This window comes from Bradyrhizobium diazoefficiens (assembly GCF_016616885.1).
Taxonomy (GTDB): Bacteria; Pseudomonadota; Alphaproteobacteria; order Rhizobiales; family Xanthobacteraceae; genus Bradyrhizobium; species Bradyrhizobium diazoefficiens_F.
In genome coordinates this window covers 5568111-5585569 of record NZ_CP067102.1, presented here as the reverse complement: position 1 = coordinate 5585569, position 17459 = coordinate 5568111, and the positions used below count along the sequence as shown (strand labels likewise).

16 protein-coding genes are annotated in these 17459 nt (G+C 64.6%); all 16 read left to right on the top strand.

Going from position 1 to position 17459, the window contains the following annotated elements; all coding sequences use genetic code 11:
* Window positions 1-39: 39 nt before the first annotated feature.
* The 16 genes from JJC00_RS26140 to JJC00_RS26065 all read left to right on the top strand — a co-directional run bounded on the left by JJC00_RS26140 (window position 40) and on the right by JJC00_RS26065 (window position 17459).
* Window positions 40-1581 carry a sugar ABC transporter ATP-binding protein gene (locus tag JJC00_RS26140; RefSeq protein ID WP_200468751.1) on the top strand — a complete coding sequence of 514 codons (1542 nt, stop codon included), beginning with the start codon at window positions 40-42 and terminating at the stop codon, window positions 1579-1581.
* Window positions 1578-2570: an ABC transporter permease gene (locus JJC00_RS26135; RefSeq protein ID WP_200468750.1), complete on the top strand. Its 993-nt coding sequence runs from the start codon at window positions 1578-1580 to the stop codon at window positions 2568-2570. Before JJC00_RS26140 ends, JJC00_RS26135 begins: the two co-directional genes overlap by 4 nt.
* Window positions 2567-3547 (top strand): galactofuranose ABC transporter, permease protein YjfF, encoded by a 981-nt coding sequence (yjfF, locus tag JJC00_RS26130; protein ID WP_200468749.1) that lies wholly within the window; start codon window positions 2567-2569, stop codon window positions 3545-3547. The genes JJC00_RS26135 and yjfF overlap by 4 nt, the downstream gene beginning before the upstream one ends.
* Window positions 3544-4314, top strand: a complete 771-nt coding sequence (locus JJC00_RS26125; RefSeq protein WP_200468748.1) for a FadR/GntR family transcriptional regulator — start codon at window positions 3544-3546, stop codon at window positions 4312-4314. Before yjfF ends, JJC00_RS26125 begins: the two co-directional genes overlap by 4 nt.
* A gap of 2 nt (window positions 4315-4316) precedes the next feature.
* Window positions 4317-5243, top strand: a complete 927-nt coding sequence (locus tag JJC00_RS26120) for a Gfo/Idh/MocA family protein (protein ID WP_200468747.1) — start codon at window positions 4317-4319, stop codon at window positions 5241-5243.
* A gap of 2 nt (window positions 5244-5245) precedes the next feature.
* Window positions 5246-6322 carry an aldose epimerase family protein gene (locus JJC00_RS26115; RefSeq protein WP_200468746.1) on the top strand — a complete coding sequence of 359 codons (1077 nt, stop codon included), beginning with the start codon at window positions 5246-5248 and terminating at the stop codon, window positions 6320-6322.
* A complete protein-coding gene (locus JJC00_RS26110; RefSeq protein WP_200474240.1) occupies window positions 6322-7200 on the top strand; it encodes an SMP-30/gluconolactonase/LRE family protein in 879 nt (292 codons plus the stop codon). Before JJC00_RS26115 ends, JJC00_RS26110 begins: the two co-directional genes overlap by 1 nt.
* 74 nt (window positions 7201-7274) lie before the next feature.
* The gene (chvE, locus tag JJC00_RS26105; protein ID WP_200468745.1) at window positions 7275-8348 is read left to right on the top strand and encodes a multiple monosaccharide ABC transporter substrate-binding protein; all 1074 of its coding nucleotides are present in this window, start codon (window positions 7275-7277) and stop codon (window positions 8346-8348) included.
* 112 nt (window positions 8349-8460) lie between these two features.
* Window positions 8461-10038 carry a multiple monosaccharide ABC transporter ATP-binding protein gene (gene mmsA, locus JJC00_RS26100; protein WP_200474239.1) on the top strand — a complete coding sequence of 526 codons (1578 nt, stop codon included), beginning with the start codon at window positions 8461-8463 and terminating at the stop codon, window positions 10036-10038.
* Window positions 10035-11225: a multiple monosaccharide ABC transporter permease gene (gene mmsB, locus JJC00_RS26095; RefSeq protein ID WP_200468744.1), complete on the top strand. Its 1191-nt coding sequence runs from the start codon at window positions 10035-10037 to the stop codon at window positions 11223-11225. Before mmsA ends, mmsB begins: the two co-directional genes overlap by 4 nt.
* Before the next feature lie 169 nt (window positions 11226-11394).
* Window positions 11395-12057 (top strand): HAD family hydrolase, encoded by a 663-nt coding sequence (locus JJC00_RS26090; RefSeq protein WP_200468743.1) that lies wholly within the window; start codon window positions 11395-11397, stop codon window positions 12055-12057.
* Between the two features lie 6 nt (window positions 12058-12063).
* Window positions 12064-13014 (top strand): sugar-binding transcriptional regulator, encoded by a 951-nt coding sequence (locus tag JJC00_RS26085; RefSeq protein ID WP_200468742.1) that lies wholly within the window; start codon window positions 12064-12066, stop codon window positions 13012-13014.
* Window positions 13015-13385: 371 nt separating this feature from the next.
* Window positions 13386-14639, top strand: a complete 1254-nt coding sequence (locus JJC00_RS26080; protein WP_246774289.1) for an ABC transporter substrate-binding protein — start codon at window positions 13386-13388, stop codon at window positions 14637-14639.
* An 89-nt stretch (window positions 14640-14728) separates the two neighbouring features.
* Window positions 14729-15601 carry a carbohydrate ABC transporter permease gene (locus tag JJC00_RS26075; RefSeq protein ID WP_200468740.1) on the top strand — a complete coding sequence of 291 codons (873 nt, stop codon included), beginning with the start codon at window positions 14729-14731 and terminating at the stop codon, window positions 15599-15601.
* Window positions 15602-15605: 4 nt separating this feature from the next.
* Entirely contained in the window at window positions 15606-16436 is an 831-nt protein-coding gene (locus JJC00_RS26070) for a carbohydrate ABC transporter permease (RefSeq protein WP_200468739.1), read from the top strand.
* Between the two features lie 15 nt (window positions 16437-16451).
* Window positions 16452-17459, top strand: coding sequence for an ABC transporter ATP-binding protein (locus JJC00_RS26065; RefSeq protein WP_200468738.1), 1008 nt, complete (start codon window positions 16452-16454; stop codon window positions 17457-17459).

The window sequence follows — 17459 nt, the reverse complement described above, 5'->3', positions numbered from 1 at the left end:
TCCGCAGCATAAGCGGGCGCCGGTGGGAGTGACGTCGTTATGGAGAACAGCCTTGATCCTGCTCCTTCCTTGTTGGAGGCGCGCGGGATCAGCAAGAGCTTCGGTGCGGTGCGCGCGTTGCAGGAGGTCGACTTCACGCTTCGCGCCGGCGAGATCCATGCGCTGCTCGGCGAGAACGGCGCCGGCAAATCCACGCTGATCAAGGTCGTCACCGGCGTGTTCCCGCGCGATGGCGGCGTCGTCCGTCTCGGCGGCGAAGAAGTCGCGCCGCGTTCGGCCAAGGCCGCGCTGCAGGCCGGCATTGCCACCGTCTACCAGGAGGTCAATCTGCTGCCGAACCTGTCGGTGGCGCAGAATTTGTTTCTCGACCGCCAGCCGATGCGCTTCGGTATCGTGCGCGAAGGCGAAATGCGCCGCCGTGCCAAAGCGCTGCTTACGGAGTTCGGTCTCGATATCGATGTCGCAGCCCCGCTCGGCAATTATTCGGTTGCCATCCAGCATGTCACCGCGATCGCGCGCGCCGTCGACCTTTCAGCACGCGTGCTGATCCTGGACGAGCCGACCGCGAGCCTCGACCGTCACGAGGTCGAGATCCTATTCGGCATCATGCGCCAGTTGGCCAAGCGCGGCATCGGCATCGTCTTCGTCAGTCATTTCCTCGATCAGGTCTACGAGATTTCCGATCGCATTACGGTGCTGCGCAATGGCCGCCTGGTCGGTGAGCGCGAGACCGCCTCGCTGCCGCGGCTCGAGCTGATCCGGATGATGCTCGGGCGTGAGCTGGCCGAGACCACCAGCGCGCGGGCAGCGGCGAGCGAACGTCCGCCGCGCGAGATATGCGCGAGTTTCGAGAATTACGGCAAGGCCGGCTATGTCGCTCCGTTCAATCTCGAGCTGCGCCATGGCGAGGTTGTCGGCCTCGCCGGCTTGCTCGGCTCGGGCCGCACCGAGACAGCGCGGCTGGTGTTCGGCGCCGAGCGCGCGGATGGCGGGCAGGCGAGGGTGGAGGGCGCTTCCGTGCGGCTGCATTCGCCGCGCGATGGCGTGCGCCACGGCTTTGGATATTGCCCGGAGGAGCGCAAGACCGACGGCATCGTCGCCGAACTCAGCGTGCGCGAGAACATCGTGCTGGCGCTTCAGGCCAAGCGCGGGCTGCATCGGCCACTGTCGCGTCGCGAGCAGGACGAGATCGCGAGCCGTTACGTCAAAATGCTCGACATCCGCCCGCCCGATGCCGAACGGCCCGTCGGCCTGCTCTCCGGCGGCAATCAGCAAAAGGTTCTGCTGGCGCGCTGGCTCGCGACTTCTCCACGGCTCCTCGTGCTGGATGAACCCACGCGCGGCATCGATGTCGGCGCGCATGCCGAGATCATCCGCCTGATCCGCGATCTCTGCGACGACGGGCTTTCGCTGCTCGTGATCTCTTCGGAGCTCGACGAGATCGTGACCTATTCCGACCGTGTGGTCGTGCTGCGCGATCGTGCCCATGTCGAGGAGCTTTCGGGCGAGGCCGTCGACGTCACCAACATTCTCGCGGCCATCGCCGCCGATGGCGCTGCGATGCAAGAGGCGCGGGCATGACAGCGCTATTGCCGCGCCGCGGCCTTGCCCAGATCCTCGCGCTGATCGTCATCCTCGCGGTCGACCGCGTGGTGTCGCCGCAATTCTTCGACTTGCGTCTCCAGGACGGCCGTCTGTTCGGCAGCCTCATCGACGTGCTCAACCGTGGCACGCCGGTGGCGCTGCTCTCGCTGGGCATGGTGCTGGTGATCGCGACGCGCGGCATCGATCTCTCCGTCGGCGCGGTGATGGCGATCTGCGGCGCGATCGCCGCGACCCTCGCCGACAGCCACGGCCTGCCGGTGGTGTTGGCGGCGGCGCTCGGCGCGGGACTCGTCTGCGGATTGTGGAACGGCTTCCTCGTCGCCGTGCTTGGCATGCAGCCGATCGTGGCGACGCTGATCCTGATGGTCGCCGGTCGCGGCATCGCCCAGCTCATCACCGAAGGTCGCATCGTGACCTTCACCTCGCCGGATCTGGTCTGGCTCGGCAACGGCGCCATTCTCGGCGTGCCGGTGCCGATCGCGATTGCGCTCGGCATGCTGATCCTGACCGGCGCGGTGGTACGGGGCTCGGCGCTCGGACTCCTGATCGAGGCCACCGGCGGCAATGCGCGGGCGAGCGAGCTTGCCGGCGTCGGGACGCGCGCGATGATACTGGCGGTCTATGTCTGGTGCAGTGTCTGCGCCGCGCTCGCCGGCGTGATCGCCGCGGCCGACATCATGGGCGCGGATGCCAACAATGCCGGCCTTTGGCTCGAGCTCGACGCCATCCTCGCTGTGGTGATCGGCGGCACCTCGCTGTTCGGCGGCCGCTTCAGCCTTGTCCTGGCGGTGCTCGGCGCGCTGATCATCCAGACCATGAATACCGGCATTTTGCTGTCAGGCTATCCGCCGGAGTTCAACCTGTTGGTCAAGGCCATGGTGGTGCTCGCGGTGCTGCTGCTGCAATCGCCAAAACTGTCCGGTTTTGCCGGCATCATGGCGCGGCTGCGGAGGACGAAACCATGAAAGGCCTGCCGCCCGTCCTGATCACGGCCATCGTCCTCGTCGCAGGCTTCGCGCTCTGCGCGCTGCAGTTTCCCAACATCGCCTCGACCCGCGTGGTCGGCAATCTTCTCACCGACAATGCCTTCCTCGGCATCGTCGCGACCGGCATGACCTTCGTCATCATCTCCGGCGGCATCGATCTCTCGGTCGGCTCGGTGATCGGCTTCACCACCGTGTTCGTGGCGCTCGCGATCGAGCGCTGGGGCATGCCACCGCTGGTCGCTTTCGTCGCGATCCTCGTGCTCTCGGCGGCCTTTGGCGCCGCGATGGGCGCGATCATCCACGTCTTCGACCTGCCACCCTTCATCGTGACGCTCGCCGGGATGTTCCTGGCGCGCGGCGCGAGCTTCCTGCTCTCGACGGAATCGGTGCCGATCACCGCGCCGGTCTATTCGACCGTGTCGGACTTCGCGTTGCGCATGCCCGGCGGCGGACGATTGACCGCGATCGCGATCATCATGCTCGCTATCGTGATCGGCGGCGCCTTGCTGCTGCACCTCACCCGGTTCGGTGCGAACGTCTATGCGCTCGGCGGCAGCCGGCCGACCGCGAGCCTGATGGGCGTCGCGGTCGGCAAGATGACGGTGAAGATCTACATGCTGTCGAGCCTGCTCGCGGGCATCGCCGGCATCGTGTTCTCTTTCTACACCAGCGCCGGCTATTCTCTCTCCGCCGTCGGCGTCGAACTCGATAGCATCGCGGCCGTGGTGATCGGTGGAACGCTGCTCACGGGCGGGCAGGGCTCGGTAATCGGCACCTTCCTCGGCGTGCTGATCCAGGGCATGATCCAGACCTACATCAATTTCGACGGGACGCTGTCGAGCTGGTGGACCAAGATCGCGACCGGCGTCTTGCTGTTCGCCTTCATCGCTCTGCAGCAGGGGCTGGTCGCACTGGCGCGACGGCCGGCGACGAAACGCGCGGGAGCCGTCTCATGACGTCGCGCATCGTCGTCATCCCGACACGGCGGGCCCATTCCAACCACGCGGAGGTCGCCCGCTCAATTGGCGTCGACATCATCGCCCGCCGCTATCCCGAAGGGGCGCGGCTTCCGGGCGATGCCGAGCTGACTGCGATGTTCGGCGTGTCCCGGCCGGTGCTGCGCGAGAGCGTGAAGACGCTGGTCGCCAAGGGACTCTTGACCACCAAGGCGCGGGTCGGCACCGTCGTGCGCGAGCGCGGCGCCTGGAACATGTTCGACGCCGACGTGCTGGCCTGGCATCTCGATGCCGGCATCGACAAGCGTTTTCTCAACGACCTCGCCGAGATCCGCCTCGCGGTCGAGCCGCGGGCCGCGGCGCTGGCGGCGGCGCAGCGGTCCGAGGAGGATGTCGCGGAGCTTCGCCGCAGCATGGAACGGATGCGGCTGGAGGCTTCCGATTCCGTCGGGTTTGCCGATGCCGATCTCGCACTACACGTTGCGGTGGCGCGGGCATCGGGTAATCTGTTCATGCGCTCGATCGGGCATGTGATCGAGGCCGCCTTGCGCGCCTCGTTCCTGCTCAGTGCCCCGGTCGAGCCGGAGGACCGCGACACCGTGCTGCTGTGGCATCAGAAGATCGTCGATGCGATCACGTCCCGCGATGCCGGGGCGGCGTCGGAGGCGATGGTCTATGTCATTCACAACGGCATGAGCCGCCATGAGGGCACTGAGATCGAGACGGCCCCTGCCGGGCCGCTGCCGTCCGCGAAAAGTGGAGAATAAGCGTGACAGAACTTCGCATCGCCATCGTCGGCTTCGGCAAGATTGCGCGCGACCAGCATGTCGGCGCGATTGCCGCAGTGCCGGGCGCGATGCTCGCCGCAATTGCCAGCCGCAACGCGTCGCTGCCGGGCCTGCCGCATTTCGCGACGGTCGAGGAATTGCTGGAGAAAGGACCGCAGATCGACGCGGTGTCGCTCTGCACGCCGCCGCAGGTGCGTCGTGCCCAGGCCGCCGCGGCGCTCGCCGCCGGCAAGCATGTCATGCTGGAGAAGCCGCCGGGCATCGGGGTTGCCGAGCTCGATCCGTTGATCGCGATGGCGACGGACGCAAGGCGCACCCTGTTTGCGACCTGGCATTCCCGCCATGCACCCGCAGTCGAGCCGGCCCGCGAATGGCTGGCTGCGCGCCGGATCAAATCGGTGCACATTAATTGGAAGGAAGACGTCCGCGTCTGGCATCCCGGCCAGGCCTGGATCTGGGAACCGGGCGGGCTCGGCGTGTTCGATCCCGGCATCAACGCGCTGTCGATCCTGACCCGCATCCTGCCGAAGCCGGTGTTTGTCACCGCGGCTGAGCTCGCCTTTCCGGCCAATTGCCAGTCGCCGATTGCCGCCAATTTGACGCTGACCGATATCGGCGGCTTGCCGATCACGGCCGAATTCGACTTCCGCCAGACCGGGCCGCAGAGCTGGGATATCCTGGTCGAAACCGACGAGGGCCGGATGACTTTGTCCCGCGGCGGCAGGATCATGGCGGTCGACGGCAAGGTTGTTGCCGACGCGCCCGATGAGGAATACCGCGAGCTGTACCGGCATTTCGTCAAGCTTGCCGCGACCGGCGCGAGCGACGTCGATCTGGCACCGCTTCGTCTCGTTGCCGACGCCTTCCTGCTTGGCAAGCGCAACATCGTCGAACCGTTTGTGGACTAGACATGGCTGGCTCGAAAACAACAAAAGACGTTTTTGGAACGCTGCCTGACGGACGCAAGGTCGAGCGCATCGTACTGCGCGGGCAGGGCGGGTTCGAGGCTCGCATCATCACTCATGGCGCGGTGATCCAGGCCCTGATCGCGCCGGACGCGAACGACAGTTACGACGACGTCGTGCTCGGTCATGATGCCTTTGCCGGCTATCTTGCCGAACGCAAGTTTTTTGGCGCGACCGTCGGCCGCTATGCCAATCGCATCGCCAACGGGCAGTTCTCGCTCGATGGCGAGACCTTCCAGCTTCCAGTCAACAACGGCCCGAATGCGCTGCATGGCGGCCTCGACGGCTTCGACCGCAAGCTCTGGGACATTGCCGAGCTCGACGATGGCGCTAACCCCGCGGTCACGCTGACCTACACCAGCCCGCATGGCGAGGAGAATTACCCCGGCAAGCTTGATGTGCGCCTGACCTATCGCGTCACCGGGCCCGCCGAGCTGTCGTTGACGATGGAAGCACGGACCGACCGTCCGACCATCGTCAACCTGACCAACCACAGCTTCTTCAATCTGGAAGGCGCGAGCTCAGGCACGCCCACCCTCGACCATAAGCTGACGGTCGCGGCTGAGCATTTCCTGGCCATCGATCCCACAGCGATTCCGCTGCCGGAACCGCCGCGCGCCGTGGCCGGCACGCCGTTCGATTTCCGTGAGGTCCGCGCCGTCGGCGCGCGCATTCGCGAGAGCGATCAGCAATTGCGCAACGGCAAGGGCTACGACCACACCTATTGTCTCGCGCGCGATGGCAAGCTCGCGCTCGCGGCCCGGCTTGAGGCGCCGCGCTCGGGTCGCATCATGGAGCTGTTTACCGACCAGCCCGGCCTCCAGGTCTATTCCGGCAACTATCTCGACGGCACGATCTCGGGCAAGGGCGGCAAGCTGATCCGGCAGTCGGACGCGTTGTGCCTGGAGCCCCACATGTGGCCCAATTCACCGAACCGGCCTGATTTCCCGAGCCCGCGCCTCGATCCCGGTGGCGTCTATCGGCATCACACCGTCTATCGCTTTGCCGTGAGGACGCCATGATGGAAGAGGTGCCGACTTCCGTTCTCTCCGCCGAACACTGTCACCTCGGCGAAGGCCCGACCTATGATGTCACCACCGATACGGCGTGGTGGTTTGATATTCGCGAGGGGCGCCTGTTCGAAGCGCATCTTGGCGCCGGCACGATCCGCATCCATTCGCTTGGCCGGATGGCGAGCGCGCTCGGGCGGATCGATGCCGAGCGCCAGCTGGTCGTCGCGGAAGATGGTTGTTACATCCGTAGCGTGGCCGACGGCGCGATGACGCTGTTCTGTCCGCTCGAGGCGGATAATCCCGCGACGCGCTCCAATGATTGCCGCGTGCATCAATCAGGCACGTTCTGGATCGGCACCATGGGGCGCAAGGCCGAGCGGGGGCTAGGGGCGATCTACGCGCTCCACCACGGCAAGATCTCGACGCTGTTTCCCGGCATCAGCATTCCCAACTCGATCTGCTTCTCGCCGGACGGCACCACTGCCTATTTCACCGATACCGCGCGCGCCGTGCTCTATGCGGTGCCGCTCAATCCCGCCACCGGCCTGCCGCGCGGCGAGCCGGAGGTGCTGCTGCGCCACACCGGCATCGGCGGCCTCGACGGCTCGGTGTGCGACGCCGACGGGCAAATCTGGAACGCCTGCTGGGGCGCGAGCCGCGTCGATGTCTACTCGCCGCAAGGCGAGCGCCTGCGCTCGCTGCGCGTGCCGGCCAGGCAGGCGAGCTGTCCCGCTTTCGTTGGCGCCGATCTGTCGCGCCTGCTCGTCACCTCGGCCTGGCAGGATATGGATGCCGAGGCGCGTGCCGCCGATCCGCAGGCCGGCTGCACTTTTTTGCTACAAGCCTCCGCGCGCGGTCGCGCGGAGCCTGATGTCAAGCTCGCATAGGAGATCCGAAGCCGACCTTTACCTCTGTTCTCGACGACACTAAGAAACAGTCTGACACCCAAAGGGAGTGAAGTATGTTGAAATTGAAGACGACATTTCTCGCATTGGCGCTGGCCGGCGCCGCAACGATAGCCGCAGGCGTCACCGCCTCCGCGCAGGAGAAGGCGACCGTGGGCATCGCGATGCCGACGAAATCGTCGGCGCGCTGGATCGACGACGGCAACAACATGGTCAAGGTGCTGAAGGAGCGCGGTTACAACACCGACCTGCAATATGCCGAGGACGACATCCCGAACCAGCTCTCGCAGGTCGAGAACATGGTGACCAAGGGCGCGAAGGCGCTGGTGATCGCCGCGATCGACGGCACCACGCTGTCAGACGTGCTCAAGCAGGCGAAAGCAAAAGGCATCACCGTGATCGCCTATGACCGCCTGATCCGCGGCACGCCGAATGTCGACTATTACGCGACCTTCGACAATTTCCAGGTCGGCGTGCTCCAGGCGCAATCGATCGAGAAGGGGCTCGGCCTCAAGGAAGGCAAGGGCCCGTTCAACATCGAGCTGTTCGGCGGCTCGCCCGACGACAATAACGCCTACTTCTTCTACAACGGCGCAATGAGCGTGCTGAAGCCGTATATCGACAGCGGCAAGCTCGTCGTCGTGTCCGGTCAGATGGGCATGGACAAGGTTGCGACCTTGCGCTGGGACGGCGCCACCGCCCAGGCCCGCATGGACAATCTGCTGAGCGCCTACTACGGCAACAAGAAGGTCAACGCGGTGCTGTCGCCCTATGACGGCCTTTCGATCGGCATCATCTCCTCGCTGAAGGGCGTCGGCTACGGCAGCGCCGATCAGCCGATGCCGATCATCTCGGGCCAGGACGCCGAAGTTCCCTCGATCAAGGCCATGCTGCGCGGCGATCAGTACTCGACCATCTTCAAGGACACCCGCGATCTCGCCAAGGTGACCGCCGATATGGTCGACTCTGCACTGGCCGGCAAGCAGGTCACCGTCAACGACACCAAGACCTACGAGAACGGCGCCAAGACCGTGCCGTCCTATCTCCTGAAGCCGGTCGTGGTGTACAAGGACAATTGGGAGAAGACTCTGGTTGACAGCGGCTATTACAAGAAGTCGCAATTCCAGTAGACTTCTTTCTCCGTCATTCCGGGGCGATGCGAAGCATCGAGCCCGGAATCTCGAGGTTCCGGGCTCGCCCTTCGGGCGGCCCGGAACGACGGTAATTAAGGGACAGGACGCCATGACCGCCATGCTGGAGATGCGCAACGTCAGCAAGAGCTTTGCCGGTGTGCAGGCGCTGCGCGATGTCAATTTCTCGGTTGAGGCTGGCCAGATCCACGCTCTGGTCGGCGAGAACGGCGCCGGCAAATCGACGCTGATGAAGGTGCTGAGCGGCGTCTACCCGGCGGGCAGCTACGAAGGCACCATCGTCTTCGAAGGTGAGGAGCGCCGCTTCCGTGACATCAACGATTCCGAGGCGCTCGGCATCATCATCATCCACCAGGAACTGGCGCTGATCCCGCTGATGTCGATCGCGGAAAACATCTTCCTGTCGCATCCGCCGTCGAAGCTCGGCGTGATCGATCGCGACCAGGTGTACCGGCGGACGCGCGAGCTGCTTGCGCAGGTCGGCCTCAAGGAATCGCCGGATACGCTGATCACCGATCTCGGCGTCGGCAAGCAGCAGCTCGTCGAGATTGCGAAGGCGCTCTCGAAGCGCGTCCGGATGCTGATCCTGGACGAGCCGACCGCGAGCCTGAACGAGGCCGACAGCGCCGCCTTGCTGGAGCGGCTGATGAAATTCCGCGAGCAGGGCATCGGCTCGATCCTGATCTCGCACAAGCTCAACGAGGTCGCCCGGGTCGCCGACCACATCACCGTGCTGCGCGATGGCCGCACCGTCGACGGCATCGATTGCCGCGCCGAGCCGATCCAGGAAGACCGCATCATCCGCAGCATGGTCAACCGCGATCTCGCCCATCGCTTCCCCGAGCGCAGCGCGAAAATCGGCGAGCCGGTCCTCCAGGTTTCGAACTGGTCGGTCTATCACCCCATCCATCCCGATCGGCAGGTAATCAAGAACGTCAATTTCAGCGTCAGGCGCGGTGAGGTCGTCGGCATCGCCGGGCTGATGGGCGCCGGCCGCACCGAGTTCGCCATGAGCCTCTTCGGCCGGTCCTGGGGTACCAATATCAGCGGCCGCATCGCCCTCGAAGGCCGCGAGATCGCGCTGTCGAGCGTCGCGGCTGCGATCGATGCCGGCCTTGCCTATGTCACTGAGGACCGCAAGCAACTCGGGCTGATCCTGGCCGACGACGTCCGCAAGAACATTACGCTGGCAAGCCTCAAGCAGGTCGCGCCGGGGCGGGTGATCGACGACATCGCCGAGCTGAAGGTCGCCAGCGACTACCGCAACCGCATGCGGATCCGCTGTTCCGACGTCTACCAGGAGACCGGCCAGCTCTCCGGCGGGAACCAGCAGAAGGTCGTGCTGTCGAAATGGCTGATGACCGACCCCAAGGTCCTGATCCTGGATGAGCCGACAAGGGGCATCGACGTCGGTGCCAAATACGAGATTTACTGTATCATCAACGAGCTTGCGGAAGCTGGCCGCGGCGTGGTGGTGATCTCCTCGGAGATGCCCGAACTGCTCGGCATCTGCGACCGCATCTGCGTCATGAACGACGGCGCCTTTGTCGGCGAGTTCCCAGGCGCTGAAGCGACACAGGAAAAGATCATGCGCGCCATCATGCGCAACGAACGAAGCAATGGAAACGGCGCGGTCGAGGCCGCGGAGATGGGAGGATCGCAGCCATGACCGACAAGACGGTTTCGCTGCCCGAGGAGCGCCGGCACGGCACCTTCATCAAGAACAATCTGCGCAACTACGGCATGCTGATGTCGCTGGTCGCGATCATGCTGTTCTTCCAGGTCATGACCGGCGGCACGCTGCTGCAGCCGCTCAACCTGACCAACCTGGTGCTGCAGAACAGCTACATCGTCATCATGGCGCTGGGTATGCTGCTGGTGATCGTCACCGGCCACATCGACCTCTCGGTCGGTTCGGTCGCGGGTTTCGTCGGTGCGGTCGCCGCTCTCCTCATGGTGACCTACAAGATCGACTATACGCTCGCCTTTATCATCTGCCTCGCCGTCGGCGCGGCCATCGGCGCCGCGCAGGGCTATTGGGTCGCCTATTTCAAGATCCCGTCCTTCATCGTGACCCTGGCCGGCATGTTGGTGTTCAAGGGCCTCGCGCTCGCGGTGTTGCAGGGCCAGTCGCTCGGGCCGTTCCCGTCGACCTTTCAGAAATTGTCGTCGGGCTTCATTCCGGAGCTGCTGCCCGAGGCCGGCACGCTGCATCCGACCTCCATGCTGATCGGCGCGGTGCTGGCGCTTGGGCTGGTCTATGCCAGCGCCAAGGGCCGCGCGCGTGAAGTGTCGCACGGTATCGAGGTCGAGCCCTACGCGTTCTTCCTCGGCAAGAGCGTCGTGCTCGCCTGTGCGGTGCTGTACTTCACCTATCTGATCGCGACCTATCGCGGCCTGCCCAACGTGCTGGTCATCATGAGCGCCCTGATCGCGCTCTATGGTTTCGTCACCCGTCGCACCGTGATCGGCCGGCAGATCTACGCTGTCGGCGGCAATGCCAAGGCGGCTGGCCTGTCGGGCATCAAGACCGAGCGGCTGACCTTCTTCACCTTCGTCAACATGGGCGCGCTGGCCGCGCTCGCCGGCCTGGTTTTTGCCGCGCGCCTGAACACCGCAACCCCGAAGGCGGGCCTCGGCTTCGAGCTCGATGTCATCGCCGCCTGCTTCATCGGCGGTGCCTCGGCCTATGGCGGCGTCGGGCGCGTCGGCGGCGCCGTGGTCGGCGCCATGATCATGGGTGTGATGAACAACGGCATGTCCATCCTCGGCATCGGCATCGACTACCAGCAGGTCATCAAGGGCCTGGTGCTGCTCGGTGCGGTGTGCATCGACGTGTATAATCAGCGGCGGTAGTTGCATCGGCCGCGGCGGCTATGCCATCGTCGGCAACATCAAGCGATTGCCCGCGGCGCTGCCGGTGATCTACCGGCAGGTGGCCCATTGAACCAGCAGGACACAGCCGGTGGCGTCGTGTTCCCCGTGAACTATTGCTCATCAATTGGGTATATGATCGAATGGCGGGATGGACCATGACCGGCCAAAACCCGATCTGATCATCTTCGATTGCGACGGCGTGCTCGTCGACAGCGAGCTGTTGAGCTGTCGCTGCCTCTCCGAGGTTCTGGCGGAGTTCGGTCTTCGGCTCAGTGTGGAGCAGGCGCTCGAACTGTTCCTCGGACGCAGCACCAAGGCGATCGAGCAGCATTATCGCGATCTCGGGCATGCTCTGCCTGACGACTTCTTTCCACTCCTGAAGGCGCGCGTGCTCGAGATCTTTGCGGGGGCGCTCCAGCCGATCCCCGGCGTCGGCGCGGTGCTGTCCGAATTGGAGACGCCGTGCTGCGTGGCATCGTCGAGTGATCTCGACCGCGTCTCGTTGTCGCTCGATGTCACCGGCCTCGCGCCGCATTTTGGTGACCGACTCTACACTGCACAGATGGTCAGGCATGGCAAGCCGGCGCCGGATCTCTTTCTTCACGCTGCCGGGAGAATGCAGACCGATCCCGTGCGCACGCTGGTGATTGAGGACAGTGTCAGCGGCGTGCAGGCTGCCAAGGCGGCAGGCATGATGGTCTGGGGATTTGTCGGCGGTGGCCATTATCGTAGCCGCGATGGCCGCGCTATATTGTCCGCCGCCGGAGCCGATCGGGTCTTCTCGCGCATGAGCGAATTCTGGGAGGCGTGAGGCCGCATGGCCGTCGAGAATGAAAAATCTAGGCTCGACGACGCCGCCCGTGCCGGCTGGCTCTATTTCATTGCCGGCCACACCCAGGACGAGATCGCAAGGATGCTTCAGGTGTCGCGCGCCTCGGCGCAGCGGCTGGTATCGCTGTGCCTCGCCGAGCGGCTGATCACGTTCCGGCTCGAACATCCGATCGCCGCCTGCATGGAATTGGCCGCGCGCCTGAAGCAGCGGTTTGACCTCAGCCATTGCGAGGTGGTGCCGGCCGATCCTGCGGCGCCGCAGGCGACCGCCGGCATTGCCGAACGCTGCGCCAATCTGCTGGATGCGACGCTGCGCTCGGAGACGCCTGTCATCGTGGCGCTCGGCACGGGGCGGGCGGTGCGCGCCGCGGTCGAGCGCGTCACGCCGATCGACCGGCCCAACCACCAGATCGTCTCGCTGGTCGGCAACATCTCCGCCGACGGCTCGGCCAGCTTCTACGACACCGTCGGCCGGCTCGCCGACCGCACCGGCGCGCGGCATTATCCGATGCCGCTGCCGTTCCTGATGTCGTCCGAGGACGAGCGCAACAAGATGGTCCGCATCGAGCCGATCGCGAAGGTGAAGGCGGTCGCCGCCAAAGCGGATCTGCGTCTCGTCGGCATCGGCCAGATGGACCAGAGGGCGCAGGTCCATATCGATGGCTTCGTCACGCGCGACGAGCTGTTCGAGATGATGCGGCAGGGCGCCATCGGCGAGATCACCGGCTGGGCCTATGATTCCAAGGGCCGCCTGCTCAAGGCCGGCACCAACAAGCGCCTCACCAGCATTCCGCCGGAGGTCCCGGCGAAGACCACGACCATCGGTGCCGCGGTCGGTGCGGCCAAGGTGCCGGCGATCGCGGCTGCGCTGAACGGGGGTCTGATCAACGGCCTGATCACCGACGAGGCCACCGCGCGGGCGATCCTGGATCGGTAGGCGGGCTCGCTCTTCGCATGCCTGCGAGGCAGGCGGTCCTTCCCCAAATAACACTGTCATCGTCCGCGAAGGCGGACGATCCAGTACGCCACGGCTTCGCTTGGGGCAAACCAATGAACGGCACGGAGTACTGGGTGCCCCGCTTTCGCGGAGCACGACAGCGTGGGCGGAGCAACACCTTCCATCCTTCCCGCAGCGCAGCACTTATAAGTTGCGGGGATACGTGCCCGCCTGCTTGACAAGCGCCGCGCCTCGTCCGAACATACGCCCAACGCGTGGGCATATGCTCAAAGCGCGAGTTGAGGGAGGTCACCGTGAAACACGTTCTGGGCGCCGTCTGCGGCGCGGCCGTACTGCTTGCCGTCCCCGCGATGGCCGAAACGACCCTGACGATCGCCACCGTCAACAACGGCGACATGATCCGCATGCAGGGCCTGACCAGCGAATTCACCAAGGCGAACCCGGACATTTCTGTGAAATGGGTGACGCTCGAGGAAAACGTGCTGCGCCAGCGCGTCACCACCGATATCGCCACCAAGGGTGGCCAATTCGACGTGCTGACCATCGGCACCTACGAGGTTCCGATCTGGGCCAAGAAGGGCTGGCTGGTACCGCTCGCCAATCTCGGCGCCGATTACGACGTCGCCGACCTGCTGCCGAAGATCAAGGATGCGGTTTCTGTCGACGGCAAGCTCTATGCCGCGCCGTTCTACGGCGAGAGCTCGATGATCATGTATCGCACCGATCTGTTCGAGAAGGCCGGCCTGAAGATGCCGGAGAAGCCGACCTGGGAGTTCGTGATCGATGCCGCAAAGAAGCTGACCGACAAGAACAGCGGCGTCTATGGCATCTGCCTCCGCGGCAAGGCTGGCTGGGGCGAGAACATGGCCTTCCTCTCGGCGATGGCCAATTCCTACGGCGCGCGCTGGTTCGACGAGAAGTGGGAGCCGCAGTTCAACACGCCGGAATGGAAGACGACGCTCACGACCTACGTCAATCTGATGAAGGATGCCGGACCTCCCGGCGCGAGTTCGAATGGCTTCAATGAGAATCTGGCGCTGTTCAACGCCGGCAAGTGCGGCATGTGGATCGATGCGACGGTGGCCGCATCCTTCGTGACGAACCCGAGTCAGTCCACGGTTGCCGACAAGGTCGGCTTCGCGCTCGCGCCCAACACCGGGCTTGGCAAGAACGCCAACTGGCTGTGGGCCTGGAATCTCGCGATCCCCGCCGGCTCGAAGAAAACCGAAGCGGCCGAGAAGTTCATCGCCTGGGCGACCAGCAAGGACTACACCAAGCTGGTGGCATCGAAGGAGGGCTGGGCCAACGTGCCGCCGGGCACGCGCACCTCGCTCTACAAGAACGAAGAGTATCTGAAGGTCGCGCCGTTCGCGAAGCTGACGCTGGCCTCGATCGATGCGGCCGACCCGAACAAGCCGACCGTGAAGCCAGTGCCTTACGTCGGCGTGCAATATGCCGCGATCCCCGAATTCCAGGGCATCGGCACGCAGGTGGGGCAGCAATTTTCCGCAGCGCTTGCGGGATCGATGACGGTCGATGCGGCGCTCACCGCCGCGCAATCCGCCACCGAGCGCGAGATGAAGCGCGCCGGCTACATCAAATGAACCTGAGCTCTCCCTGAGCTCAAACTTGCGGCCATCCACTCCTTGCTCGATGGATGGCCGCCTTCTTCCTCCAAGCGGAGAGCCTGAGGATGGCAACCCGGCAGACGCAGCTTCTTGCGCGGTCGCTCCTGACCCCGGCCGTCGGGCTCCTGTTCATCTGGATGATCGTCCCGCTCGCGCTGACGCTCTATTTCTCGACGCTGCACTACAGCCTGCTCGATCCCGGCTCGGAATCGTTCGTCGGACTTGAGAACTTCCGCTACTTCCTCACGGATCCCGCTTTCCTTGCCTCACTCCAGAACACGCTGGTGCTGGTCGGCTCGGTGCTGGCGCTCACGATCCTGCTCGGCATTCCCCTGGCGCTGCTGATGGATCAGCCCGTGATCGGGCGCAATATCGTGCGGCTGATGGTGATCGCGCCGTTCTTCGTGATGCCGACGGTGAGCGCACTGGTCTGGAAGAATTTGCTGATGCACCCGGTCTCCGGCCTGTTCGCGTGGCTCGCAAAACTGGTTGGGCTGACCCCGATCGACTGGTTCACGGATGCGCCGTTGCTCGCCGTGATCCTGATCGTCGCCTGGCAATGGCTGCCGTTCGCGACGCTGATCCTGCTCACCGCGCTGCAATCGCTCGACGAAGAGCAGAAAGAGGCGGCCGAGATGGATGGCGCGAGCGCCGTCTCGACCTTCATCTACATCACGCTGCCGCATCTGGCGCGCCCGATCACCGTGGTGATCCTGATCGAGACCATCTTCCTCCTAACCGTGTTCGCCGAGATCTTCGTCACCACCGGCGGCGGGCCAGGCCTGCAGACCACCAACATCGCCTTTCTGATCTACTCGCAGGCGCTGATCCAGTTCGACGTCGGCAGCGCCTCGGCGGGCGGCCTCGTGGCCGTCGTGATCGCCAATGTCGTCGCCTTCTTCCTCGTCCGCATCGTCGGCCGCAACCTGGAAGCCTAAAATCATGGCGCGCAAGTCAACGACGCAACGGGTGGTGGTTTCGACGATCGGGGCGTGGTTCTTCGGCTTCCTGATCTTCTTCCCGATCCTGTGGATGGTGCTGGCGAGCTTCAAGACCGAGCTTGAGGCCTTCGCCATTCCGCCGTCTTTCCTGTTCTTCCACTGGACCACAGAAAACTATGCGACCGTGCAGGAGCGCAGCGACTATCTGCTCCATGCGATGAATTCGATCATCATCGCCGGCGGCTCGACGTTGATCGCGCTGCTGATCGCGATCCCCGCGGCCTGGTCGATGGCGTTCTCGCCGACCAGGCGCACCAAGGACATCCTGCTCTGGATGCTCTCGACCAAGATGATGCCGCCGGTCGGCGTGCTCGTCCCGATCTACCTGATCTACAAGACCTTTGGTTTGCTCGATTCCCGCATCGGTCTCGTCTTCATCCTCTGCCTCGGAAACCTGCCGATCGTGATCTGGATGCTCTTCACCTATTTCAAGGAGATCCCGCGCGACATCCTGGAGGCCGCGCGCATGGACGGCGCCACGATCGGCCGCGAGCTCGTCTACGTCCTGACGCCGATGGCGATTCCGGGCCTGGCGTCGACCATGCTGCTCAATCTGATCCTGGCCTGGAACGAGGCGTTCTGGACGCTCAATTTGTCGACCTCGAACGCCGCGCCGCTCACCACGTTCATTGCGTCCTATTCCAGTCCGGAAGGACTGTTCTGGGCAAAGCTGTCGGCGGCGTCGACGCTGGCGATCGCGCCCATTCTCGTCCTCGGTTGGTTCAGCCAGAAGCAGCTCGTGCGCGGGCTCACCTTCGGCGCGGTGAAGTAAAGGGGCTGCCGGATCATGGGTCAGATCACACTTCAGGGCGTGCAGAAATCCTTCGGCCCCGTGCACATCATCAAGGGCGCCGATCTCGAGATCGCAGACGGCTCCTTCGTGGTGTTCGTCGGCCCCTCCGGCTGCGGCAAGACCACGCTGCTGCGATTGATTGCGGGCCTCGAGGACGTCTCCGGCGGCAAGATCCTGATCGACGGCAAGAACGTGGTCGACACGCCGCCCGCCAAGCGCGGCCTGTCGATGGTGTTCCAGTCCTACGCGCTCTATCCGCATATGAGCGTGCGCGGCAATATCGGCTTCGGCCTGAAGATGGCAGGCCTCTCCAAAGACGAAACCAACCGCAAGGTAGAAGCCGCCGCCGCGACGCTCAACCTCACGCCCTATCTCGATCGCAAGCCGCGCGAGCTCTCCGGCGGCCAGCGCCAGCGCGTTGCAATCGGGCGCGCCATCGTCCGCGAGCCCAAGGCGTTCCTGTTCGACGAGCCGTTGTCGAACCTCGATGCTGCGCTGCGCGTGCAGATGCGCATCGAGGTGACGCGGCTGCAGAAGCAGCTCGGCACCACCGCGATCTACGTCACCCACGACCAGGTCGAGGCCATGACCATGGCCGACAAGATCGTCGTGCTCAACGGCGGCAAGATCGAGCAATACGGCTCGCCACTGGAGCTTTATGAGCGGCCGGCCAATCTCTTCGTCGCCGGCTTCATCGGTTCGCCCAAGATGAATTTTGTCACCGGCGACAACGCCGCGCAAAAGGGCGCCGCCACGATCGGTGTGCGGCCGGAGCACATCAAGATCGAACGCGACGGGGCCGGCGGCTGGCCCGGCACGATCGCGGTCGCCGAGCATCTCGGCAGCGATACCTTTCTCTATGTCGATGCCGGGCCGCTCGGCATGCTGACGGCGCGCTACATCGGCGAATTGAGCCTGCATGCCGGCGACCGCGTGTCGCTGGTGCCGGACCCCGCGCGCATTCACCGCTTCGACGCCAGCGGCAACGCGCTTCGGAACTAA

What these genes read in the sequence shown, in the direction of transcription:
- JJC00_RS26135 (WP_200468750.1), top strand. Translation starts at nt 1,578, where the DNA reads ATGACAGCGCTATTGCCGCGCCGCGGCCTTGCCCAGATCCTCGCGCTG.
- JJC00_RS26075 (WP_200468740.1), top strand. Translation starts at nt 14,729, where the DNA reads ATGGCAACCCGGCAGACGCAGCTTCTTGCGCGGTCGCTCCTGACCCCG.
- JJC00_RS26065 (WP_200468738.1), top strand. Translation starts at nt 16,452, where the DNA reads ATGGGTCAGATCACACTTCAGGGCGTGCAGAAATCCTTCGGCCCCGTG.
- JJC00_RS26125 (WP_200468748.1), top strand. Translation starts at nt 3,544, where the DNA reads ATGACGTCGCGCATCGTCGTCATCCCGACACGGCGGGCCCATTCCAAC.
- JJC00_RS26110 (WP_200474240.1), top strand. Translation starts at nt 6,322, where the DNA reads ATGGAAGAGGTGCCGACTTCCGTTCTCTCCGCCGAACACTGTCACCTC.
- mmsA (WP_200474239.1), top strand. Translation starts at nt 8,461, where the DNA reads ATGACCGCCATGCTGGAGATGCGCAACGTCAGCAAGAGCTTTGCCGGT.
- JJC00_RS26080 (WP_246774289.1), top strand. Translation starts at nt 13,386, where the DNA reads ATGGCCGAAACGACCCTGACGATCGCCACCGTCAACAACGGCGACATG.
- JJC00_RS26140 (WP_200468751.1), top strand. Translation starts at nt 40, where the DNA reads ATGGAGAACAGCCTTGATCCTGCTCCTTCCTTGTTGGAGGCGCGCGGG.
- JJC00_RS26070 (WP_200468739.1), top strand. Translation starts at nt 15,606, where the DNA reads ATGGCGCGCAAGTCAACGACGCAACGGGTGGTGGTTTCGACGATCGGG.
- mmsB (WP_200468744.1), top strand. Translation starts at nt 10,035, where the DNA reads ATGACCGACAAGACGGTTTCGCTGCCCGAGGAGCGCCGGCACGGCACC.
- JJC00_RS26085 (WP_200468742.1), top strand. Translation starts at nt 12,064, where the DNA reads ATGGCCGTCGAGAATGAAAAATCTAGGCTCGACGACGCCGCCCGTGCC.
- chvE (WP_200468745.1), top strand. Translation starts at nt 7,275, where the DNA reads ATGTTGAAATTGAAGACGACATTTCTCGCATTGGCGCTGGCCGGCGCC.
- yjfF (WP_200468749.1), top strand. Translation starts at nt 2,567, where the DNA reads ATGAAAGGCCTGCCGCCCGTCCTGATCACGGCCATCGTCCTCGTCGCA.
- JJC00_RS26115 (WP_200468746.1), top strand. Translation starts at nt 5,246, where the DNA reads ATGGCTGGCTCGAAAACAACAAAAGACGTTTTTGGAACGCTGCCTGAC.
- JJC00_RS26090 (WP_200468743.1), top strand. Translation starts at nt 11,395, where the DNA reads ATGGACCATGACCGGCCAAAACCCGATCTGATCATCTTCGATTGCGAC.